This is a genomic window from Micromonospora sp. KLBMP9576 (assembly GCF_050941805.1).
Taxonomy (GTDB): Bacteria; Actinomycetota; Actinomycetes; order Mycobacteriales; family Micromonosporaceae; genus Micromonospora.
Window position 1 is genome coordinate 5,223,080 of sequence record NZ_CP194567.1, and the last position, 20,502, is coordinate 5,243,581.

General features: G+C 73.6%; 15 protein-coding genes and 1 pseudogene. 6 read left to right on the plus strand and 10 right to left on the minus strand.

Going from position 1 to position 20,502, the window contains the following annotated elements:
* Positions 1-226: 226 nt before the first annotated feature.
* Entirely contained in the window at positions 227-2,188 is a 1,962-nt protein-coding gene (locus ACQ452_RS23040) for a penicillin-binding transpeptidase domain-containing protein (protein WP_433387245.1), read from the plus strand.
* Positions 2,189-2,663: 475 nt separating this feature from the next.
* Here ACQ452_RS23040 and ACQ452_RS23045 read toward each other — a convergent pair.
* The 6 genes and pseudogenes from ACQ452_RS23045 to ACQ452_RS23070 all read right to left on the minus strand — a co-directional run.
* Positions 2,664-3,600: pseudogene (locus tag ACQ452_RS23045) on the minus strand (arginase family protein); the annotation flags it as partial.
* Between the two features lie 85 nt (positions 3,601-3,685).
* Positions 3,686-4,603: a tetratricopeptide repeat protein gene (locus tag ACQ452_RS23050; protein WP_433387247.1), complete on the minus strand. Its 918-nt coding sequence runs from the start codon at positions 4,601-4,603 to the stop codon at positions 3,686-3,688.
* Between the two features lie 311 nt (positions 4,604-4,914).
* Positions 4,915-6,603: an acyl-CoA mutase large subunit family protein gene (locus ACQ452_RS23055; protein WP_433387249.1), complete on the minus strand. Its 1,689-nt coding sequence runs from the start codon at positions 6,601-6,603 to the stop codon at positions 4,915-4,917.
* A gap of 219 nt (positions 6,604-6,822) precedes the next feature.
* Complete coding sequence (locus ACQ452_RS23060; protein WP_433387251.1) at positions 6,823-7,236, minus strand: Asp23/Gls24 family envelope stress response protein; 414 nt, start codon at positions 7,234-7,236, stop codon at positions 6,823-6,825.
* A 74-nt stretch (positions 7,237-7,310) separates the two neighbouring features.
* Positions 7,311-8,246, minus strand: coding sequence for a methylmalonyl Co-A mutase-associated GTPase MeaB (gene meaB / locus ACQ452_RS23065; RefSeq protein ID WP_433394357.1), 936 nt, complete (start codon positions 8,244-8,246; stop codon positions 7,311-7,313).
* Between the two features lie 102 nt (positions 8,247-8,348).
* The gene (locus ACQ452_RS23070) at positions 8,349-9,548 is read right to left on the minus strand and encodes an acetyl-CoA C-acetyltransferase (protein WP_433387252.1); all 1,200 of its coding nucleotides are present in this window, start codon (positions 9,546-9,548) and stop codon (positions 8,349-8,351) included.
* A 60-nt stretch (positions 9,549-9,608) separates the two neighbouring features.
* Between ACQ452_RS23070 and mce the strand changes: the two genes are divergently transcribed.
* The 5 genes from mce to ACQ452_RS23095 all read left to right on the plus strand — a co-directional run bounded on the left by mce (position 9,609) and on the right by ACQ452_RS23095 (position 17,612).
* The gene (mce, locus tag ACQ452_RS23075; protein ID WP_433387254.1) at positions 9,609-10,079 is read left to right on the plus strand and encodes a methylmalonyl-CoA epimerase; all 471 of its coding nucleotides are present in this window, start codon (positions 9,609-9,611) and stop codon (positions 10,077-10,079) included.
* 358 nt (positions 10,080-10,437) lie between these two features.
* A complete protein-coding gene (ccrA, locus tag ACQ452_RS23080; protein WP_433394358.1) occupies positions 10,438-11,802 on the plus strand; it encodes a crotonyl-CoA carboxylase/reductase in 1,365 nt (454 codons plus the stop codon).
* A gap of 290 nt (positions 11,803-12,092) precedes the next feature.
* Positions 12,093-13,355, plus strand: coding sequence for a cell division protein DivIVA (locus tag ACQ452_RS23085; protein WP_433387255.1), 1,263 nt, complete (start codon positions 12,093-12,095; stop codon positions 13,353-13,355).
* A 175-nt stretch (positions 13,356-13,530) separates the two neighbouring features.
* Entirely contained in the window at positions 13,531-15,816 is a 2,286-nt protein-coding gene (locus ACQ452_RS23090; protein WP_433387256.1) for a hypothetical protein, read from the plus strand.
* 485 nt (positions 15,817-16,301) lie between these two features.
* Positions 16,302-17,612 (plus strand): AI-2E family transporter, encoded by a 1,311-nt coding sequence (locus ACQ452_RS23095; protein WP_433387258.1) that lies wholly within the window; start codon positions 16,302-16,304, stop codon positions 17,610-17,612.
* 73 nt (positions 17,613-17,685) lie between these two features.
* On the opposite strand, the gene ACQ452_RS23100 is transcribed toward ACQ452_RS23095, so the two are convergent.
* The 4 genes from ACQ452_RS23100 to ACQ452_RS23115 form a co-directional block, all read right to left on the minus strand.
* Entirely contained in the window at positions 17,686-18,495 is an 810-nt protein-coding gene (locus tag ACQ452_RS23100) for an alpha/beta hydrolase (RefSeq protein ID WP_433387260.1), read from the minus strand.
* 66 nt (positions 18,496-18,561) lie between these two features.
* On the minus strand, positions 18,562-18,888 hold the full coding sequence (locus ACQ452_RS23105; RefSeq protein ID WP_433387262.1) for a hypothetical protein: 327 nt from the start codon (positions 18,886-18,888) through the stop codon (positions 18,562-18,564).
* A gap of 66 nt (positions 18,889-18,954) precedes the next feature.
* Positions 18,955-20,007: a hypothetical protein gene (locus ACQ452_RS23110; RefSeq protein ID WP_433387264.1), complete on the minus strand. Its 1,053-nt coding sequence runs from the start codon at positions 20,005-20,007 to the stop codon at positions 18,955-18,957.
* The gene (locus ACQ452_RS23115) at positions 20,004-20,498 is read right to left on the minus strand and encodes a SigE family RNA polymerase sigma factor (RefSeq protein WP_433387265.1); all 495 of its coding nucleotides are present in this window, start codon (positions 20,496-20,498) and stop codon (positions 20,004-20,006) included. The genes ACQ452_RS23110 and ACQ452_RS23115 overlap by 4 nt, the downstream gene beginning before the upstream one ends.
* Between the last annotated feature and the right edge of the window lie 4 nt (positions 20,499-20,502).

Genomic DNA, 20,502 nt, shown 5'->3' on the forward strand with positions numbered 1-20,502 from the left:
GCCGTTGCACCCCTTGCTCAGCGGACCACAGTGCGGACGTCCGGATCCGGACTTCGTCCCTTCACCCGTTGCGGGTACGAGGTTGGCCGGTCCGGGAGTACCCCGCCTCCAGTCGTTCATCACCCGTCACCGACCCCTCTTTCCGCACGTCGCGGGTGTGGGGGCGGTGCGAACGACCACGCCGTACTAGCGTGCGGGGCAGTGCCGAGATCGGAGACTGCCCACCATGTCACTGTCGTACCCGCACGGCCCCCGCCCCAACCGGTTCCGTTCACCGGTGGCGCTACTCGCCGCCGGCGTGCTCGCTGCCGGCGCGCTCAGCGCGTGCTCGGGCGGTGACGGGCCGGAACGGAGCGTCGACGCGTTCCTCGCCGGCTGGCGCTCGGGCGACCTCCGGAGCGTCGCCTTCGTCGACCCGACGGGCGCCAAGCTGGCCGCGGCCGACGTCGCAAGCGAGATCAAGGAACTCTCCGGCGAGCTGGCGGCGACGCCGCCCACGCTGAGCCGCCGGGGCGAGGCGAAGGTGACCAAGGACGTCGCGACCACGGTGGTCAGGATCGACTGGGCCCTGCCGGGGCAGACCCGCTGGTCGTACGACCGTCCGTTGCGGCTGACCCGCGGCGGCGACGGGTGGCGGGTGATCTGGGAGCCGCAGGTGGTGCAGGAGCAGCTCACCCGGGGTGACCGGCTGGGGCTGCGCCGCGACGCCGCCACCCGGGCCGCCGTGCTCGACGCCGCCGGCCGACCGATCGTGGCACCCCGCCCCGTGGTACGCGTCGAGATCCAGCCGGAGGAGGTCACCGACCGCGCGGGCCTGATCCGCAGGCTGGACGCGGCCTTCCGGTCGATCCGGCCGGCGATCACCCCGCCGGTCGACCTCTCCGACCTGCCCAAGCGCCTCGCCGACGCGGATGCGGGCTCGCCGGTCGAGGTGGTGACCCTGCGCGATGAGGCGTACCGGCAGATCAAGCCGCGCATCTACGACCTGCCTGGCACGAAGTTCCGCAGCGACAAACTGGACCTGGCGCCCACCCGGGAGTTCGCCCGGGCGGTGCTCGGTTCCGTCGACCCGGCCCAGGCCGACGACCTGACCAAGCACCCCGACCGCTACACGGCCGGCGACCTCGTCGGCCACGGCGGCCTACAGGGCCGCCACGACGAGCGGCTGCGCGGCGCGCCGGGGCTGACCGTCATCACCGAACGCCCCGGCCCGGACGGCACGCTGGTGCCCACCGGCACCGAGGTGTTCCGCAGCGAGCCGCGGGCGGGGCAGCCGCTGAGGACCACGCTCGACGTGCCCACCCAGAACGCGGCCGACACCGCCCTGCGCGGCGAGAAGCGCCGGGCGGCGCTGGTGGCCGTGCGGATCAGCGACGGCGCGGTGCTCGCCGCCGCCAACGGCCCCGGCGCCGCCGGGGAGAACCTGGCCTTCACCGCCCAGGTCCCACCGGGCTCCACCTTCAAGATGGTCAGCGCGCTCGGGCTGCTCGACCGGGGTGCGGTGACGCCGGACGCGACGGTGGACTGCCCCAAGACGTTGCCCGTGGACGGTCGCTCGTTCAAGAACTCCGACAACTTCCAGCTCGGGCCGGTGCCGTTCCGCACCGACTTCGCCAAGTCCTGCAACACCGCGTTCGCCGCGCTGGCACCGAAGCTCGGCCCCGACGGGCTGGCCGTGACCGGCCGCGCCCTCGGGCTGGAGGGCCAGTGGGACGTCGGCCTGGACGCCTTCACCGGCAAGGTCTCCGCGAACGGTGGCGCGACCGAGCAGGCAGCCGCCGCCATCGGGCAGGGCACCACCGTGGTCAGCCCGCTGGCCATGGCGGCGGCGACCGCCGCGGTCGCCGGGGGCCGCTTCGAGCAGCCGAAACTGGTGCTCGACCCCGCGCCGGCCCGACCTGCCGCCCCCGGCCCGCAACTCAAGCCGGAGTCGGTCGAGGCGGTGCGGGCGATGATGCGGGAGGTCGTCACGGCCGGCACGGGCAGCGCGCTGCGGGACGTGCCGGGCAAGCCGGTGCACGGCAAGACGGGCACCGCCGAATACGACGACAACCCGGCCCACACGCACGCCTGGTTCGTCGGCTGGCAGGGCGACGTCGCGTTCGCGGTCTTCGTCGAGAAGGGCGGGGCCAGCACGGCCACCGCCGTTCCCGCCGCCGAACGCTTCCTGCGCGCCCTCTCCCGCTGACCGGCTCCCGCCGACGCGACACGTCCGGCGGCAAGCAACACGTCCGGCAGCGACCGGCCCCGGGGTGGCAGCGGTCAGGTGCGGCCGACGGCAGACGGCGGCGCGTCGCCCTTGGGTGCCGGCGGCGTGCCGCCCGGTTCCTGCGTCGGAATCACGGCCCGGCGCAGCAGACCCGGGCCGGCGGAGGCGGGCGGGCCGACCGGCGCGACCGGTGTCTGCTCGGGGCGGTCCTCCGCACCGCCCGGATGACCGCCGTCCTCCGCACCGCCCGGATGACCGCCGTCCTCCCGGCCCCCGGTGGGGGCCGCATCGACGACGGGCCCCGCACCGGGGGAGGGATCGGCGGCGGGGGCACTCGCCGGAGCCGGGGCGGGGGCGGGCACGGGGGCGGCGGCCGGGGCGGGCACGAGCGAGACCCCGGAGCGCCCGTTGCCTCGGCGCGTCGACGAGGCGGACGCCCCCGGCCGATCCGCGAGTAGCCGGGGTGCGACGGCGGTCGGGGCGCAGACGGGGCGCAGCCCGGCCACCACGGTGTTGACGATCTCGGCCGCGTACGCGCCGTCCTGGTCGTAGTCGGGGTCGAAGACGGTCAGCTCGACGCCCAGGCAGTGCGGGGTGTCGACCAGGCCGGCGAGCAGGATCTCCAACTCGGCGAAGGCGATCCCGCCCGGGTCGGGGGCGTCGACGGCCGGCATCACGGCGGGGTCCAGCACGTCCACGTCGACGTGCACCCAGTAGCCGGCGCAGTCGGCGAGCTGCTCGTGCGCCCACTGGGCCGTACGGGCGGCACCCTCGGCGCGCAGCGCCGGCACCGCCCGGGTGGTGATCCCGGCGGCCTGGAGGTCGAGACGGTACTCGTCCTGCGCCCGGATGCCGAGCACCACCACGTCGATGTCCCGGAAGTATGGCCGGCGTCCCTCGATGGCGGCCAGGTCGGCCTGGCCCCGCCCGGTGACCAGCGCGAGGTCCTCGCCGGCCGCCGCGCCCACGTACGAGGCGTTGCCGGGGTGCCGGAAGTCGGAGTGGCCGTCGACGAAGACCAGACCGATGCGACCGCCGACCGCCTCGCCGAGCCGGTGCATGGCCAGCGCCGAGCCGAGCAGGATCGAGCAGTCGCCGCCGAGCACCAGGGGAAACTCGCTGCGGTCGATGATCGCGCCGATCCGCTCCGCGAGCGCCACCGAGTAGTCGGCGATCTCCCGGGCGTGGCAGACGCCGTCGCCGGGCCGCCAGTCGCCGGGATCGTAGCGGGGCGGGGTGAGGCAGCCGGCGTCGCGGGCCCGCAGCCGGGCGAGCAGCCCCTGGTCGCGCAGCGCGCCCGGGGCCTTCACGCAGCCGGGCACCGAGGTGGACGTGGGTGGTCGCAGGCCGAGATTGCTGGGCGCGTCGAGGACGGCGATCCGGCGCATCATGGGCTCCCGTCCTCGAGGTGTGGGGCGGGCCGGCCGGAACGCCGGCCCGCGCTGGCGTGCTATGTGCTCACAGGCTTGGTGGTGCTCAGAACAGGGCGCTGGCCAGGGCCCGGCGGGCCGAGGCGACGGCGGGGTCCTCCGGCCCGGCGACCGTGAAGAGGCTGACCAGGTGCTGGCGTACCTTCTCGCGGTCCTCACCGGCGGTGCGGCGGACCAGGCCCACCAGGCGGGCGTACGCCGCCTCGGCCTGGCCGCTGAGCACCTCGATGTCGGCGGCCAGGAGTTGGGCCTCGACGTCGTCGGGGTTCGCCTGGGCGGCGGCGATCGCCGCGCCCGGGTCAGCCCCGGAAACCCGGCGGGCCAGCCCGACCTGGGCGAGGCCCGCCTCCGCCGCGGCGTCCGCCGGCGACTCGGCGAGGATCTTGCGGTACGCCTGCTCGGCCGCGTCGAGGTCGCCGCCCATCAGGGCGTCGTCGGCCTCGTCGAGGCGCGGGTCCTCCGGCTCGGCGACGCTCACGCCACCGGCCTTCAGGACCGCCTGGATCCACTGCCGTAGCTGTGCCTCGGGCACCACTCCGGAGAAGGCGTCGATCGGCTGGCCGCCGACCACGGCGAAGACCATGGGAATGCCCTGCACCCGGAACATCTGGGCGATGCGCGGGTTCGCGTCCACGTCGACCTTGGCGAGCACCCAGGCGCCGCCGCTCTCGGCGGCGAGCCGCTCCAACAGCGGGGACAACTGCTTGCACGGCTCGCACCACTCGGCCCAGAAGTCCACCACCACCGGTGTGGTGAGGGAACGTTCGAGGACCTCGGACTGGAATGTCGCCTCGCTCACGTCGATGACGGCGACGCCGCCACCGGCCGCGCCGGGAAGTTCGGCGGAGGGGGCGGACTGGGCCGGGGTGGCGGGGCGGGCGGGGGCCGGTGCGGGGCTGCGCAGCGCGCTGAGGTCGACCGCGCCGCGGGTGAAGATCGACGAGGTGATCCGTGGGTCGCTCATGGTTACCTAGTCTCGCACGCGACCCGCGGAACTCAGATCAACCGCGACGGCGACAGTTGCCACTGTCACGGCTGCTCCCGCCCCTGCCCGGGCCGGCCCGCCCGCACGCCCGGCCCCGGTCCCCACGGCCCCCGCCACGGCGGCCTCCGCGCGGCGGCGTGCATGCCGGCGTACGCCACGGTGGCGGGCACGGCGGGGTACGACCACGGTGGCGGGCACGGCGCGTAGCCGGCCCGGGGCCCCGTCCCCGGGGCGGGCGGGACGGGGCCGGGGACGAGCCGCGGGCCGGGGACGTGCGGCGGGCGGGACGGTCAGAAGCGGGCGGGCTCGCGGTAGACGCCCCACTCGGCGCGCAGGGCGTCGCAGATCTCGCCGAGGGTGGCCTCTTCGCGGACGGCGTCCAGCATGGCCGGGATCATGTTCTCCTCGGTCCGGCCGACGGCGACCATCTTCTCGATCGCGGCCCGGACGGCGGCCTCGTCGCGACCGGCCTTCCGCTCGGCCAGGGTTCGGCGCTGTTCCAGCTCCACCTCGTGCGAGATGCGCAGGATCTCCAGGTCCTTGGCGACCGTGCCGGTGTGGCAGTTGACCCCGACGATCTTCTTGTCGCCCTTCTCCAGCGCCTGCTGGTAGACGAAGGCGGACTCGGCGATGTGGCCGGTGAACCAGCCGTCCTCGATGCCGCGCAGGATGCCGGAGGTCATCGGGCCGATCCGGTGCGGGCCCTCCCCGCCGAGTTGCCGGATCCGGGCGAAGATCTCCTCCGCCTCGGCCTCGATCTTGTCGGTGAGCGCCTCGACGTACCAGGACCCGCCCAGCGGGTCCGCCACGTTGGTCACCCCGATCTCCTCCATCAGCACCTGCTGGGTACGCAGGGCGATCTCGGCGGAGGAGTCGGTGGGCAGCGCCAGCGTCTCGTCCAGGGCGTTGGTGTGCAGCGAGTTGGTGCCGCCGAGCACGGCCGCGAGCGCCTCCACGGCGGTACGCACCACGTTGTTGACCGGCTGCTGGGCGGTCAGCGACACCCCGGCGGTCTGCGTGTGGAAGCGCAGCCAGAGGGCCTTCTCGCTGGTCGCGCCGTAGACGTCGCGCAGCCAGCGGGCCCAGATCCGGCGGGCGGCGCGGAACTTGGCGATCTCCTCGAAGAAGTCGAGGTGCGAGTCGAAGAAGAAGCTCAGGCCGGGCGCGAAGACGTTGACGTCCAGCCCCCGGGAGAGCCCCAGCTCGACGTAGCCGAACCCGTCGGCGAGGGTGTATGCCAGTTCCTGCGCGGCGGTCGAGCCGGCCTCGCGGATGTGGTAGCCGGAGACCGAGAGCGGCTTGTAGCGCGGGATCTCGCCGGCGCAGTATTCCATCAGGTCGCCGATCAGGCGCAGGTGCGGCTCCGGGTCGAAGAGCCACTCCTTCTGCGCGATGTACTCCTTGAAGATGTCGGTCTGCAGCGTGCCGTCCAGCTTGGACACGTCGGCGCCCTGCCGCTCGGCGGCGACCAGGTACATGCAGAACACCGGCACGGCCGGCCCGGAGATGGTCATCGACGTGGTCACCGCGGCCAGGTCGATGCCGTCGAAGAGCGCCTGCATGTCCGTGGCGGTGTCGATGGCGACGCCGCAGTGGCCCACCTCGCCGAGCGCCTGCGGGTCGTCGGAGTCGCGGCCCATCAGGGTGGGCATGTCGAAGGCGACGGAGAGGCCGCCGCCACCGGCGCCCAGGATCATCTTGTAGCGCTCGTTGGTCTGCCGGGCGTTGCCGAACCCGGCGAACTGCCGGATGGTCCAGGTCCGCCCGCGGTAGCCGGTCGGGTGCAGACCCCGGGTGTACGGGTATTCGCCCGGCCAGCCGATGCGCTCGAAGCCCGGGTGGTCGACTCCCTCCGGGGGCCCGTAGACCGGTTCGACGGGCATCCCGGAGAGCGTGGTGAAGTCGGCGTCCCGCTTGCGCGCGGCGTCGTAGCGGGCCTGCCAGCGTGCCCGTCCGGCGGCGATCTCGTCGGCGTTCATCCGCGGGGCTCCTCCTCGAGTCCTCGACTGCACTGCGAGTGTAGAGCCCGGACCTGAACGATCGCTAAGTACGTTCGTACCGGCCGGTAACCGTCGTCCGCGAAGGGAGCCGGTGATCAGGACGTCATGGAGGTCATTCGGCCGTTTCAACGTCCATGGCGTCCTGACCACCGTTGGCTGGACCGGCGTTCGCGGAGCCGCCCCGCGTGCGTGCCCGGCTCACGCGACGGGCGCGGCGGGATCGCCCAGGGCCACGTCGTCGACCCGGATGTTGACCTCGTCGACCCGCAACCCGTACGCCTCGACCGCCCCGGCGACCTGCGCCCGGACCTCGCCGGTCACCTGCGGCACCGGACGGCCGGCCTCGATCACGATGACGAGGTTGATCACCGCCGCACCGTTCGTGACGTGCGCCGAGCAGCCGCGCCGGGCATCGCCGACCTGGTCCAGCCCGACCCGGTCGAGCACCGCGTTGAAGAACCGGGCCACGTCCCCGCCCAGCTCGACCACCCCGGGCACGGATCTCGCGGCGGCGACCGCGATCTTCTCCACCACCTCGTCGGAGACGAGCGTCGTCCCGCCCGCCATCGCCCCCGGGGTCATCGACAGTTCCTGCGTCGCCTCGTCGCCCATCGTCTCCCCAACCCGCCGCGCACCGCCGCACGCCGACCGTGCGGCGGTGCGAGCGTACTAGTCCGCAGGGCGCCTCAGGAGCCGAGCTGCGCGAGCAGTTCGTCGGCCGCCGCGTACGGGTCGAGGGAGCCCTCGGCCACCTTCGCGGCGAGCGCCGGTAGCTCCGTACCGTCGCGCAGGGAGCCGATCCGGCCGCGGAGCACGCCCAACGCGATCGCCTCGACCTCGGCGGCGGCCCGCGCCTCCTGCCGGCGGCGCAGCTCGTCGTGGGTGAGCAGCCACGCGCGGTGCTTGTCGATGGCGGCGGCGATGTCGTCGATCCCCTCGCCCCGCGCCGCGACGGCGCGCACCACCTGTGGCCGCCACTCGCCCGGCCCGCGCTCCCCCAGGGCGATCATGCCCTGGATGTCACGCACGGTGGCGTCGGCGCCGTCCCGGTCGGCCTTGTTGACCACGAAGACGTCGGCGATCTCCAGGATGCCGGCCTTGACCGCCTGGATCGCGTCGCCCATGCCCGGGGCGAGCAGCACCAGCGTGGTGTCGGCCAGCGAGGCGACCTCCACCTCGGCCTGCCCGACGCCCACGGTCTCCACCAGCACCACGTCGCAGCCGGCGCCCTCCAGGACCCGGACCGCCTGCGGCGTGGCCGCCGACAGCCCGCCGAGGTGGCCCCGACTGGACATCGAGCGGATGTAGACGCCCGGGTCGGTGGCGTGGTCCTGCATCCGGACCCGGTCGCCGAGGATCGCCCCGCCCGTGAACGGGCTGGACGGGTCGATGGCCAGCACACCCACCCGGTGGCCCCGGGCGCGCAGCGCCCGGACCAGCTCGTTGGTGGTGGTCGACTTACCGACTCCGGGCGAGCCGGTCAACCCGACCACCTGGGCCTGGCCGGCGTACGGCGCGAGCGCCGCCGCGATCCGCGGCAGCGCCTCGTCGCCCGACTCGACCAGGGTGATCAGCCTGGCCACGGCGCGCGGATCGCCCGCGCGGGCCCGCTCGACCAGCATCGGCACGTCCCGGCTGCGGCGCACCGGGGGTGCGCCCGCCGCCGGGACGGCGTCGACGATCTCGCTCACTGTGCTGCCTCTACGGGGTCGGCCGGCTCGCGGTCACTGACCGCTCTCGCCGGGGGCCGGAACGTGGATGATCAGGGCGTCGCCCTGGCCACCGCCGCCGCAGAGCGCCGCCGCGCCCGTGCCGCCACCCCGGCGCTTGAGTTCCAACGCGAGGGTCAGCACCAGCCGGGCGCCGGACATGCCGATCGGGTGGCCCAGCGCGATCGCCCCGCCGTTGACGTTGACCCGGTCCGGGCTGACCCCGAGGTCACGGATGGACTGGATGCCGACCTGGGCGAACGCCTCGTTGATCTCGATGAGGTCCAGGTCCTCGATGCCCAGCCCGCCCTTCTTGAGCGCGTGCTGGATCGCGTTGGACGGCTGGGAGTGCAGGGAGTTGTCCGGGCCCGCGACGTTGCCGTGCGCGCCGATCTCCGCCAGCCAGGTCAGCCCCAGCTCCTTGGCCTTGGCCTTGCTCATGACGACCACCGCGGCGGCGCCGTCGGAGATCGGCGAGGCGCTGCCGGCGGTGATCGTGCCGTCCTTGGCGAACGCGGGGCGCAGCTTCGCCAGCGACTCGGCGGTGGTGTCCGGGCGGATGCCCTCGTCCTCGCTGATCACCAGCGGGTCGCCCTTGCGCTGCGGGATGAGCACCGGGGTGATCTCGTCGGCGAAGTGGCCGTTCTTCTGCGCGGCGGCGGCCCGCTGGTGGCTGGCCGCGGCGAACGCGTCCTGTTCCTCGCGGGTGATGCCGTGCCGCTCGTTGTGCCGCTCGGTGGACTCCCCCATCGCGCAGTTGTCCCAGGCGTCGGTGAGCCCGTCGAGCGCCATGTGGTCCTTGACCACCACGTCGCCGTACTTGTAGCCGCCGCGCTGGCCGAGCAGCAGGTGCGGGGCGCCGGTCATGGACTCCATGCCGCCGGCGACGACGATGTCGAACTCGCCGGCCCGGATGAGCTGGTCGGCCAGGGCGATCGCGTCCAGGCCGGAGAGGCAGACCTTGTTGACCGTCAGCGCCGGCACGGACAGCGGGATGCCCGCCTCGGCCGCCGCCTGCCGGGCGGGGATCTGCCCGGCGCCGGCCTGGAGCACCTGGCCCATGATCACATACTGGACCTGCTCGGGGGCGACGCCCGCCCGCTCGAGCGCCGCCTTGATGGCGATGCCACCGAGCCTGGTCGCCGGGAGGTCCTTGAGGTTGCCCAGCAGGCGCCCCATCGGGGTCCTCGCGCCGCTGACGATCACCGAAGCCATGCCTGCCTCCGAGGGGTGCCGACCTGTACGCCTTAACGATTGTTCGGTCAGACTAGCGCCATGGCTGAGAACTCCCCCGTCGAGACCGCTGCCGACTATGTCACAGACATCGGCCTGCGCCGCATCGACCACGTCGGGGTCGCCGTCGCCGACCTGGACGCCGCGATCGACTTCTACCAGCGCACCTTCGGGATGCGCTGCGTGCACACCGAGGTGAACACCGAGCAGGGCGTACGCGAGGCGATGCTGGCCGTGGGCCCGACCGCCGAGGGCGGGTGCGTGCAACTGCTCGCCCCGCTGACCCCGGAGTCGACCATCGCCAAGTTCCTGGACCGTCAGGGCCCGGGCGTGCAGCAGGTGGCGTACACCGTGGCGGACCTCGACGTCGCCTGCGCGAAGCTGCGCGAGCGGGGTATGCGCCTGCTCTACGAGACCCCCAGGCGGGGCACGGCCAACTCGAGGGTCAACTTCGTGCACCCGAAGGACGCCGGCGGGGTGCTCGTCGAGCTGGTCGAGCCCGCCGCGCACTGACCGACCCGGCCCGGCACCCACCCGCCCGCCGGCCGGCCGGCCACGCGACGGCACGGCCCGTCGCGCGCTGACCTGCGCCGCCGGCCGCCGCCACCCGGGCGGGGGCCGGCGGCCCCACTGCCGCCCGAAGCGCGGGGCTGCGTGGTTCGGGCGTCGCCCGGACACCTCCACGCATCGGCCAATGTAGTTTTTCACAGAAGGCTTCCCGCCATAACTACCGTTCAGTAACGTCCCGCCCCACAGGAGCGCGGCCGGTGCCGGACGGGTCGGATGCCCACCCGGCGAACGGGCCGCACCGGCGCCGACGATGGCAGCACCAGGCCTGCTCGCGCCGGGTGCGGACGAACGGGAGGCCGACGTGCAGGACATCCTCGAAGCGATCATGGCGGCGGAGGGATCCGACCGACCGGAACGGGAACTCGCCGCGATCGCCGGCCTGCCGGTGCCCGGGTCCTACCGCGGCGTCGTGGTGCGCGCCGACGAGGCCCGGATGTTCGACGGCCTCGCCACCCGGGACCGGGACCCGCGCAAGGCGCTGCACGTGCAGGAGGTGCCGACGCCGGAGCTGGGCCCAGGGGAGGCACTGGTCGCCGTGATGGCCAGCGCCATCAACTACAACACGGTCTGGACCAGCATCTTCGAGCCGATGGCGACCTTCACGTTCCTGCGGCGCTACGGCCGGCTCTCGGAGCTGACCCGCCGGCACGACCTGCCGTACCACGTGGTGGGCTCGGACGCGGCGGGCGTGGTCCTGCGCACCGGGCCCGGCGTCACCCGGTGGTCCCCCGGCGACGAGGTGGTCGCGCACTGCCTCTCCGTGGAGCTGGAGGACGCGGCCGGGCACGACGACACCATGCTCGACCCGCAGCAGCGGATCTGGGGCTTCGAGACCAACTTCGGCGGCCTGGCCGAACTGGCCGTCGTCAAGGCCAACCAGCTGATGCCCAAGCCGGGCCACCTGAGCTGGGAGGAGGCGGCCAGCCCCGGGCTGGTCAACTCGACGGCGTACCGGCAGTTGGTGTCGCACCACGGGGCCAACATGAAGCAGGGCGACGTGGTGCTGATCTGGGGCGCGTCGGGCGGCCTGGGCGGCTACGCCACCCAGCTCGCACTCAACGGCGGGGCGATCCCGGTCTGCGTGGTCTCCTCCCCCGAGAAGGCGGAGCTGTGCCGACGGATGGGTGCCGAGCTGGTCATCGACCGCTCCGAGGCCACCGGGGAGGGCTACCGCTTCTGGCGTGACGAACACACCCAGGACCCGGACGAGTGGCGGCGCTTCGGTGAGCGGATCCGGGAACTGACCGGCGGCGAGGACCCGGACATCGTCTTCGAGCACCCCGGCCGGGAGACCTTCGGCGCGAGCGTCTACGTGGCCAAGCGCGGCGGCACCGTCGTCACCTGCGCCTCCACCAGCGGCTTCCTGCACCAGTACGACAACCGCTACCTCTGGATGCACCTCAAGCGGATCATCGGCAGCCACTTCGCCAACTACCGCGAGGCGTGGGAGGCCAACCGGCTGGTGGCGCTGGGCCGGATCCACCCCACCGTGTCCAGGACCTACCCGCTGGAGCAGACCGGCCAGGCCGCGTACGAGGTGCACCGCAACGCCCACCAGGGCAAGGTGGGCGTCCGCTGCCTAGCCCCGTCCGACGGCCTCGGCGTACGCGACCACGAGCTGCGCTCGCGGCACGAACACGCGATCGACCGGTTCCGCGGCCACTGACCCCGGTGGATGACACAAAGTAGACCATTGCGGTGAACGGCGATTGCGTTTCCGCCGCAGCGGCGGTCCGCTCATTCGAGTGACCCCGGTCCGTCGACGGACAAAGGGCCGCGGGCACCCCCGCGGCCCTTTTTCGATGTCACTCTCCGTGCCGTCCGACCCGCCCGGGACCTGCCAAGATCGGCGATCCGTCCGGCGATCGGCCGATCAGCAGTTGACCATGTAAAGAGGACACGAAAGCTCGGGACCGCTCTTGCGAAGCACCCTGGGGGGTCTGCGAGTATGTCCCAATGCCCCAGCAGTCCTCCCCTCTTGCGTTCTTCGATAACGCGAACTCGCAGCCCGATTTCACCGTTGGCCTGCGCGGCTACAACACCCATCAGGTCGATGACTTCATCGGCCGGATGACGGCCGCGCTGACCCAGTCCGAGCAGGCCCGCGCCGAGGCCGAGCAGCGGATGAATGACGCCCAGCGGCGGCTCCGCCAGGCCGAGCAGCGCATGAGCGCGCTGGAGCAGAAGCTCGCCGACACCAACAAGCAGCTCGAGGAGAACAGCCGGCCCACCCTCTCCGGCCTCGGCACGCGGGTCGAGCAGATCCTCCGGCTGGCCGAGGAGCAGGCCAACGACCACCGCAACGAGGCCAAGCGGGAGTCGGAGGGCATCCTCTCCGCAGCCCGCCTCGAGGCGCGTGAGATCACCGACAAGGCGCGCGCCGAGGCGGCGGCGATGAAGGCGAACGCCGAGCGGGAGGCCGGCAGCGTTCGCACCGCCGCCGAGCGGGAGGCCGCCGAGGTCCGCGTCCAGGCCCGGCGCGAGGCCGACACGCTGCGCGCCGACGCTGACCGGGAGACCAAGCAGCTGCGTACGGTCACCGCCCACGAGGTGGCCGAGCTGAAGTCGACCGTCGAGCGCGAGGTCTCCACCATGCGGGCCACCGCCGAGCGGGAGATCACCCAGCAGCGGGCGAAGGCCGCCCGCGAGGCCGAGGAGAAGCGCGCCGAGGCCACCAAGCTGCTCACCGACGCCCGGGACAAGCGCGACAAGGACCTCCAGGCCCTGGATCTCCAGCTCGCGGAGCGTCGGGAGAAGGCCGAGCGCGAGGAGTCCGAGCGGCACGCCACGCAGGTCGCCCAGACCCAGAAGCTGGTCGGCGAGGCCGAGCAGCGGGCCCACGCGGCGCAGGAGCGGGCCAGGGAGATCGAGCAGCGGGCCGAGGCCCGCCGGGTCGAGTCGGAGCGCACCGCCAACGAGACGGTCGACAGGGCCAAGGCGCTGGCCGACAAGACGCTGACCGAGGCGAAGGCCGAGGCGACCCGCCTGCTCACCGAGGCGCGCACCGAGTCCGAGCTGACCACCCAGGCGGCCCGCCGCGAGGTCGAGGACCTCACCCGGCAGAAGGACGCCGTCACCTCGCAGCTCGGCCAGATGCTCTCCGGTCTCGCCGGCATCGTGCCGGGCGTGCCCGCCGCGCCCCCGGCCGCGCAGGCCAAGCCGGAGGCGAAGAAGGCCGACGGCGCCGGCGAGCGGGTGAGCGCGGAGACCGCCAACTGATCCACCCGAGCGGGGCATGACGCGCGGCGTGGGGTGACACCGGGTGACCGGTGCGCCCCGCGCCGTATGCGTTTTCCCGCCAAGCGAATTGCCCGGGCATGTCAGTAGTGAAGTAGGTCCTATCCGGGGCTTCCTTATCGCCCCAGCCGGGCTGGTTGCGTGTGAGGATGGGGGTATGTCGCACGGCGAGGAACTGTTCGCTCTCGGCGGGGACGTGACGACGGAGCCCAGCTTCGAGTCCGCTCTGCGGGGGTACGAGAAACGACAGGTCGACCGATACGTCGCTCGCGCGGAGCACGAGATCGCGGCCCTGGCGGCCGAGCGTGAACAGGCCTACACACAGATCCACAAGCTGGCCGGTCAGGTCGAGGTGCTCCAGCGGGACCTCGCCCAGGCACGCAAGTCCTCCGGGGCCCTGGATACCGTCTCCTACCGGCACCTCGGCCCGCGGGTGGAGCAGATCCTCACCCTCGCCGAGGAGCAGGCCGACGCGATCCTGGTGTCCGCCAACGACGAGATCGAGACGCGCCGGGCCGCTGCGGAGAACATCGTCGAGGAGGCCCGCACGCAGGCCGCCACGGCCCTCAAGGACTTCGAGATCGCGCTGGCCGCCCGCCGGACCGAGGCGGAACGGCACACCGCCGCCCGCAGGGCCGAGGCCGACGCGGCGGTCAGGACCGCCAACGACGAGGCCGCCCGGCTTCGCAAGGCCGCCCAGGAGGCGCTGGCGAAGGCCCAGCAGGAGGCCACCCAGCTCCGGGACACGGCCAAGGAGATCCACCACCGGGCCCAGCAGGAGGCAACCAAGCTGCGCGAGGCCGCCAAGGAGGTGCACGCCAAGGCCCAGCAGGAGGCCACCCAGCTCCGCGAGGCGGCCAAGGAGGTGCACGCCGGCGCCCAGCAGGAGGCCAAGCGCCTGGTCGACCAGGCCACCGAGGCGGGCCGGGCCACCCACGCCAAGGCGCAGCGCGACGCCAAGCAGATCATCGACGACGCCTCCACCGCTGGCCGGGCCACCCGGGAGAAGGCGCGCCAGGAGGCGGAACGGCTCACCACCCAGACGGCCGAGGCGGCCAAGCGTGGCCGCGCCGAGACCGAGGCGTACGTGCAGCGGATGCGCAGCGAGACCGAGGCGTACGTGCAGCACGCCCGGTCCCAGACGCAGCAGGAGCTGGGCACCTGGCGGGCCGGGGTGGAGCAGGAGGTCAACAACCGGCGCGAGGCCGCGGACCGTGAGCTGACCCAGCGCCGCGCGGCGGCCGAACAGGAGTTCACCCAGCGCCGCGACGAGTTGGACCAGCAGTACAAGACCCGCCTCGCCGAGCTGGAGAAGCAGCACAAGGACCGGCACGACGAGCTGGAGTCCGGGTTCGAGTCCCGCCGCGCGACGCTGGAAGCGGAATACACGGCCCGCAAGAACGAGATCGAGCAGAACGCCGCCGCCATCCGCCAGGCCGCCGAGCGGGACGCGCTGGCGATGCGCCGGCAGGCCGAGGAGGAGACCGCGGCGCTGCTCGACCGGGCCGAGTCCGAGGCCGGTGACAAGCGCCGCAAGGCCGACGAGCACGTGGCCACGTCGCGCCGGCAGTTCGAGGAGTACGCGGCCACGACGCAGCAGCACCTCGCCACCACCCAGCAGCACCTCGCCGCCACGCAGCAGGAGGCCGCAGCCGGCCGCCAGCAGCTCGCCCAGGTCATGCTGGAGATCGCCCAGGCCCAGCAGCAGCTCGCCGACCTGCGGCAGGAGACCTGGAAGTCCCGGCAGGAATCCGACGAACTCCAGCGCAAGATGGCGGAGCTGCGGCTGGGCCCGCTCGACGTGACCGACCGACCGACCGGCTCCGACGGTGACGCCGCGGCCGACCGGCTGAGCGGCACCGTCGCGGCGGCCCCGGTGGTGGCGGGCGGCAAGCCGACGCCGGCCATGGCGAACGGCGGTCGGCCCCGTGCCGACGCGGACGGGACCCCTGCCGACCTGGGCACGGCTGGCACGGGCACGGCTGGCACGGGCACGGGCACGGCTGGCACTGTCGCCGCTGGCACTGTCGCCGCTGGCACTGTCGCCGCTGGCACTGTCGCCGCTGGCACTGTCGCCGCTGGCACTGTCGCGGCCGGTGCGGGGAAGGGCGCCACGGCGGGCGGCTCTGCCTCGGGCGGGAAGCCCGCCGCCGACAAGGTGGAACCGGCTGACGCCGGACAGCCGGCCAAGGGCCGGATCGAGCCGGCCGACGCCGGGCAGCCGAACGACGGCAAGGTCGCGAGCGTGACCACCGTCGACGGCGGAACGGCCAGCGCCGGCGTGGACGGGAAACCGACCGTGGCGGCAGTTCCCGGCGAGGGCGGTCGGGACGTCACTCCGACGAAGATCACCAGCACCGGGGAGAACAGCAAGCGCCCGGCGAAGCCGACCACCGACGAGCGCAGCGCCAAGCCGAGCAAGGTCGTCGTCGAGAAGGACTGACCGCCCTCCGTCCGCACCACGACAAGCGAGGCCCCCCGGCCCCGCCCCGCCCCCGTTGACGGCAGTCGCAGGCAGCAGGCGGTAGGCAGCAGGCGCAGGCGCAGGCAGGGATCTTGGAAGGGTATGGCCCCTCTGAGGGCCGTTTCGTGCCAAGATCTCGGAGTCGGGGTTACGGGAGTCGTCGGCACGGTTCGATCCGGCCGAAAGCCCCGGGGCGGCGAGGCCGGCGACGGGGTCAGCGGCGAGGCCGGCGACGGGGGCGGTAGCGAGGTTGCTTCCGACCTCCGGCGCGGCGACCGCGGGGGCCGATGCGACCGGGTGGGCCCACAGGCGCTCGGCCGCTCGGGCGGTGCGGCGGGCAGCAGCCGGTGCGGCAGGCACGACCACGCTGGGCGAATTGAGCCGAGTCTGCGGCATACGCTCCGGCGGAGCCCGCGAGGGGGTCTGCGAGCCGGCCGCCCTCTGGAGTCGACCAGGGAGGTCCGATGACAGAAGACGGACCGACGGCGCGGAGTGGTGGCAGGGAGCCCGCAGGGCCGGACGAGCCGGACCCGAAACGCACCGCTGGCCCCGGCGACGGCGCCGACCCGGACAGCACCGGCGCGGAGCACACCACCGGCAGCGCGGACAGCACCGGCGCGGTGCATGCCACCGGGCCGGGGCGGAAGCGGGCCGAAGTGGTCTCCCGGGCGCCGGCCACGACGGGCGAGGACGGGCCGTCGCCCGGATCGTCCGAGACGAACGGGTCGAGCCGGTTCGGTACGCCGGGGCGCCCGCTCAGGCGCAGCAACTTCCTGGTCGGCTTCACCGGTGCGGCGGGGGTGCTGCTGGCGTACGCCCTCTATCTGGGCCTGCGCAACGCGGCCGGGATACTGGTCCTGCTGGTCATCGCGCTCTTCCTCGCCGTCGGTCTGCACCCCGCCGTCGTCCGGTTGCGGTCCTGGGGGCTGCCGCACGGGCTGGCCGTGGCGGTGGTCGCGCTGACCGTCGTGCTGCTTCTCTGCGGTGGCGCGTTCGCCCTGGTGCCGCCGATCGTGACCCAGAGCGGGCAGTTCGTCGACCAACTGCCGAGCTACCTGGAGGCGTTGCGCCGCAACGAGGCGGTCAACGACCTCGTGGAACGCTACGACCTGATGCAGCGGCTGCAGAACGCGGTGAACGCCGACACGGTCGGTCAGGCCCTCGGCGGGGTGCTCGGCGGCGCCCAGTTGGTCTTCGGCACGGTCTTCCGGGGGCTGACCGTGCTGGTGCTGACCATCTATTTCCTGGCCTACTTCAACCGGCTCCGCGAGCTGGGTTACTCGCTGGTGCCCCGATCCCGTCGGGAGCGGGTGCGGCTCATCGGGGACGAGATCCTGACCAAGGTGGGCGCGTACATGGTGGGGGCGCTCACCATCGCGGTGTTGGCCGGGGTTTCCACGTACGTCTTCGCGCTGGTCGTCGGGCTGCCGTACCCGTTCGCGCTGGCCGTGGTGGTCGCGGTGACGGATCTGATCCCGCAGATCGGCGCGACCCTGGGGGCGGTGATCGTCAGCCTGGTCGGTTTCGCCACGGATCTGCCGGTCGGTATCGCCTGCGCGGTGTTCTTCCTGATCTACCAGCAGGTGGAGAACTACCTGATCTACCCCAAGATCATGCGCCGCTCGGTGTCGGTGAACGAGGTGGCCGCCCTGGTCGCCGCGCTGCTCGGGGTGTCCCTGCTGGGTGTGGTGGGCGCGCTGATCGCGATCCCGGCGGTGGCCGCGCTCCAGCTCATCCTCCGGGAGGTCGTGCTACCCCGGCAGGAGTCCCGCTGACCGTGCCGGGCAGACCGAGACGGGACCAGGCAGGGCGGCACGGCGCCCGGACCGGGCGGCGGGGCGAGGGCGGTCAGCCGGCCTCACCGGCGGGCGGACCGGGCACCGGGCGGTCCGCGAAGGAGGCCACCGTGCGGTCCGCGTACGCGCTGACGTCGCCGGTCTCCATCGGGCCGTCCCAGGTCCTCGGCAGCGGTACGGTGGCGGCCGGGTTGACCCGGCGGGCCACCTCGTCCAGCACCGTCTCGGCGTCGCCGACCCAGAGGTGCTTGGCGCCGGGCACCCCGACGACCTCGGCCTGCGGGACCGCCGAGAAACGCTCGCGGGCCTCGTCGGGGCGCAGGTAGTCGTCGAACTCGGGCACCAGCGCGGTGAGCGGTTTGCCGGATTCCGCCCAGTGCTCAAGGTCCGCCGGGGCGGAGTAGCGCAGCGGCGGGGAGAGCAGGACCGCCCCGACGACGGACGGGTCGCAGCCGTACTTGAGGGCCAGGTCCGTGCCGAACGACCACCCGAGCAACCAGACGTCCGGCAACTCGGCGAACTCGGCGTACTCGATGGCGGCGGCGACGTCGAAGCGCTCGCCGACGGCATTGTCGAAGGCCCCCTCGCTGGTGCCGCGCAGGCTGCTGGTCCCCCGGGTGTTGAAGCGGAGGACCGCCACGTCGGCCAGGGCCGGCAGCCGCCATGCCGCCTTACGGAACACGTGGCTGTCCATCATCCCGCCGTGCGTCGGCAGCGGGTGCAGGCAGACCAGGGTGGCGACCGGCGCGCGTTCCAGCGGCCGGGACAGCTCCCCGACCAGCCGCAGACCGTCCGCGGTGTGCAGTTCGATGTCCTCGCGGTGGCCGGGCAGGATGGAGGACGCGCGGATCGGTGTGCTCACCCCACCAGTCTCGCCCGTGCGGGCGGGAATCGCCGGACGGGGCGGAAACAGCGTGATCCAGATCGCTCAGCCGTAGCGGGGTGCGCCCCGCCCTCGCTGGGTGGCCGGCCCGCGCCGGTCCCGGGCCCGCCAGCATCCGCTGTGCCAGTGCCGCCGGTCGGTCAGGTCGCCACGCCCGTCCGCCGGCCACGCCACCAGGTGCGCCACCCCGGGCCGGATCTCCTGGTCGCAGCCGGGGCAACGGTACGTCTTGGTGGACGCGCCCCCGCTGATCCCGCGTACCTGCCAGTCGCCGTCGCGCCACTGCTGCACCGAGGCGACCCCCTGGCGGGCCCGGTCGGAGTCGAGGTGCGCGGCGTCATCGCGGCGGGGTCGGTTGCGACGAGGGCTCACGCTTGCCAAGCGTACGGGCCGTCGGCGGGGGCGGCCCGGGGCGGGCGGGCCGGCCCCCGGCTCCGGTCAGTCCCAGGTCCGTGGGTCGGTGAGGTCCGGGGCGACCTGCGCCCCGCCCAGCACGACGGCGGCGTCCGCCTCGGTGAAGCCCCGGCTCGGCCAGCCGAAGCGGGCCGTCAGGTGCGCCTTCGGGAAGCCGAGCAGCTCCAGCTCGTCCCCCTTCGGGTAGAGGTAGGCCGCCCGGTCGCCGATCGTCCGGTTTCCCTTGTCTCGGCTGCCGGCTATCTCACGGTGGTGCTGCAACCGCACCTGCATCCAGCGCTCCCCGGGTCGGTTGACGCGCAGCAGGACATCGAGCGAATCCGGGAAGCCGATCGCGTTCACCGCACAGCCGGCGAGCCAGGCGTCCGGCGGCAGCTCGCCCAGCCGCAGCGGGGACGCGCACCGGTGCACCGCGTCGAGGCGCAGCGCCGACCGTGCCGTCCGCAGCACCGCACCGTCGTCGGCCACCGTGTAGATCCGGGCGTAGAGCCCCGGGACCGGCTGCCAGCGCAGGAACCATCCGGGCTGCGCGCCGGGCCCGGGCGAGGGCACCCGCCGCACCTGGCCGTCGAAGGCGTCGGCGCCCGCCGGCGCGGCCGGGTAGGTCATCCCCTCGTGGCGCATGTCCTCCACCGCCGCGGCTGTCCGGGCAATGTCGAACGCGACCTGCCGGCCACCGCCGAGATCGAGGCGGGCGCCCTCCGCCCCGGCGACGGACTGCCAGGTGAGCCAGCGGGCCCGGGCCGGGTCCACGGTGAAGTGCAGCAGATGCGGGTCGCTGCCGACAAGGTCGGGCTGGGCGGCGGCGCCGGGTACCCCGTGCACCCGGGCCGGCGCGGCAACGGCGACCGGCGGCTCGGCGCCCGGCCACCGTGGTCCGGGCACGGGCCCGAGAGCACCGGCGCCGGCGAATCCGAGCAGGGCCACCATCCCCAACGCGCTGCCCGCGCCGATGCGGCGTCGGCGGCGGCGGGCACGCCCCCGGGCCACCGCCCGCGCGGTGAGCCGGTCCGTGTCGACCGTTCCCTCGGCGCGCTCCCGCAGTGCCCGTACGATCCGCTGGTCGAGGTCGGTCACGGTCGGCTCCCGTTGGTCGTCGGGACGCCGCAGCGCTCCCGGAGATTTGTGAGCGCCCGCATTGCGTGGGTGCGGACGGTGACCGGCGAGCAGCCGAGGATCTGGGCGATTGTCGCGTCGTCGAGGTCCTCGTAGTAGCGCAGCACGAGCACCGCCCGCTGGCGGTCCGGCAGCCCGAGGATGAGCCGCCACATGGCGTCCCGGTCGGCCGTCTCGCCGCCGAGGTCGCCGTGCTGCGGCCGTTCCGCGAAGTCGGCGGTGGCCAGTTCCCGGTTCGATCGCCGGCGCCACCAGGAGTTGTTGGCGTTGACCAGCATCCGGCGCACGTACACGTCCGGCCGGTCCACCCTGGCGATCCTCCGCCAGTGCACGTACGCGCGGCCCAGCACGTCCTGGGTGAGGTCCTCGGCCCGGTGCTCGTCCCCCGTCAGCAGCCGGGCCAGCCGCATCAGGGCGGGGCCTCGGCTGCTGACGTACTCCTCGAAGGTCACACCA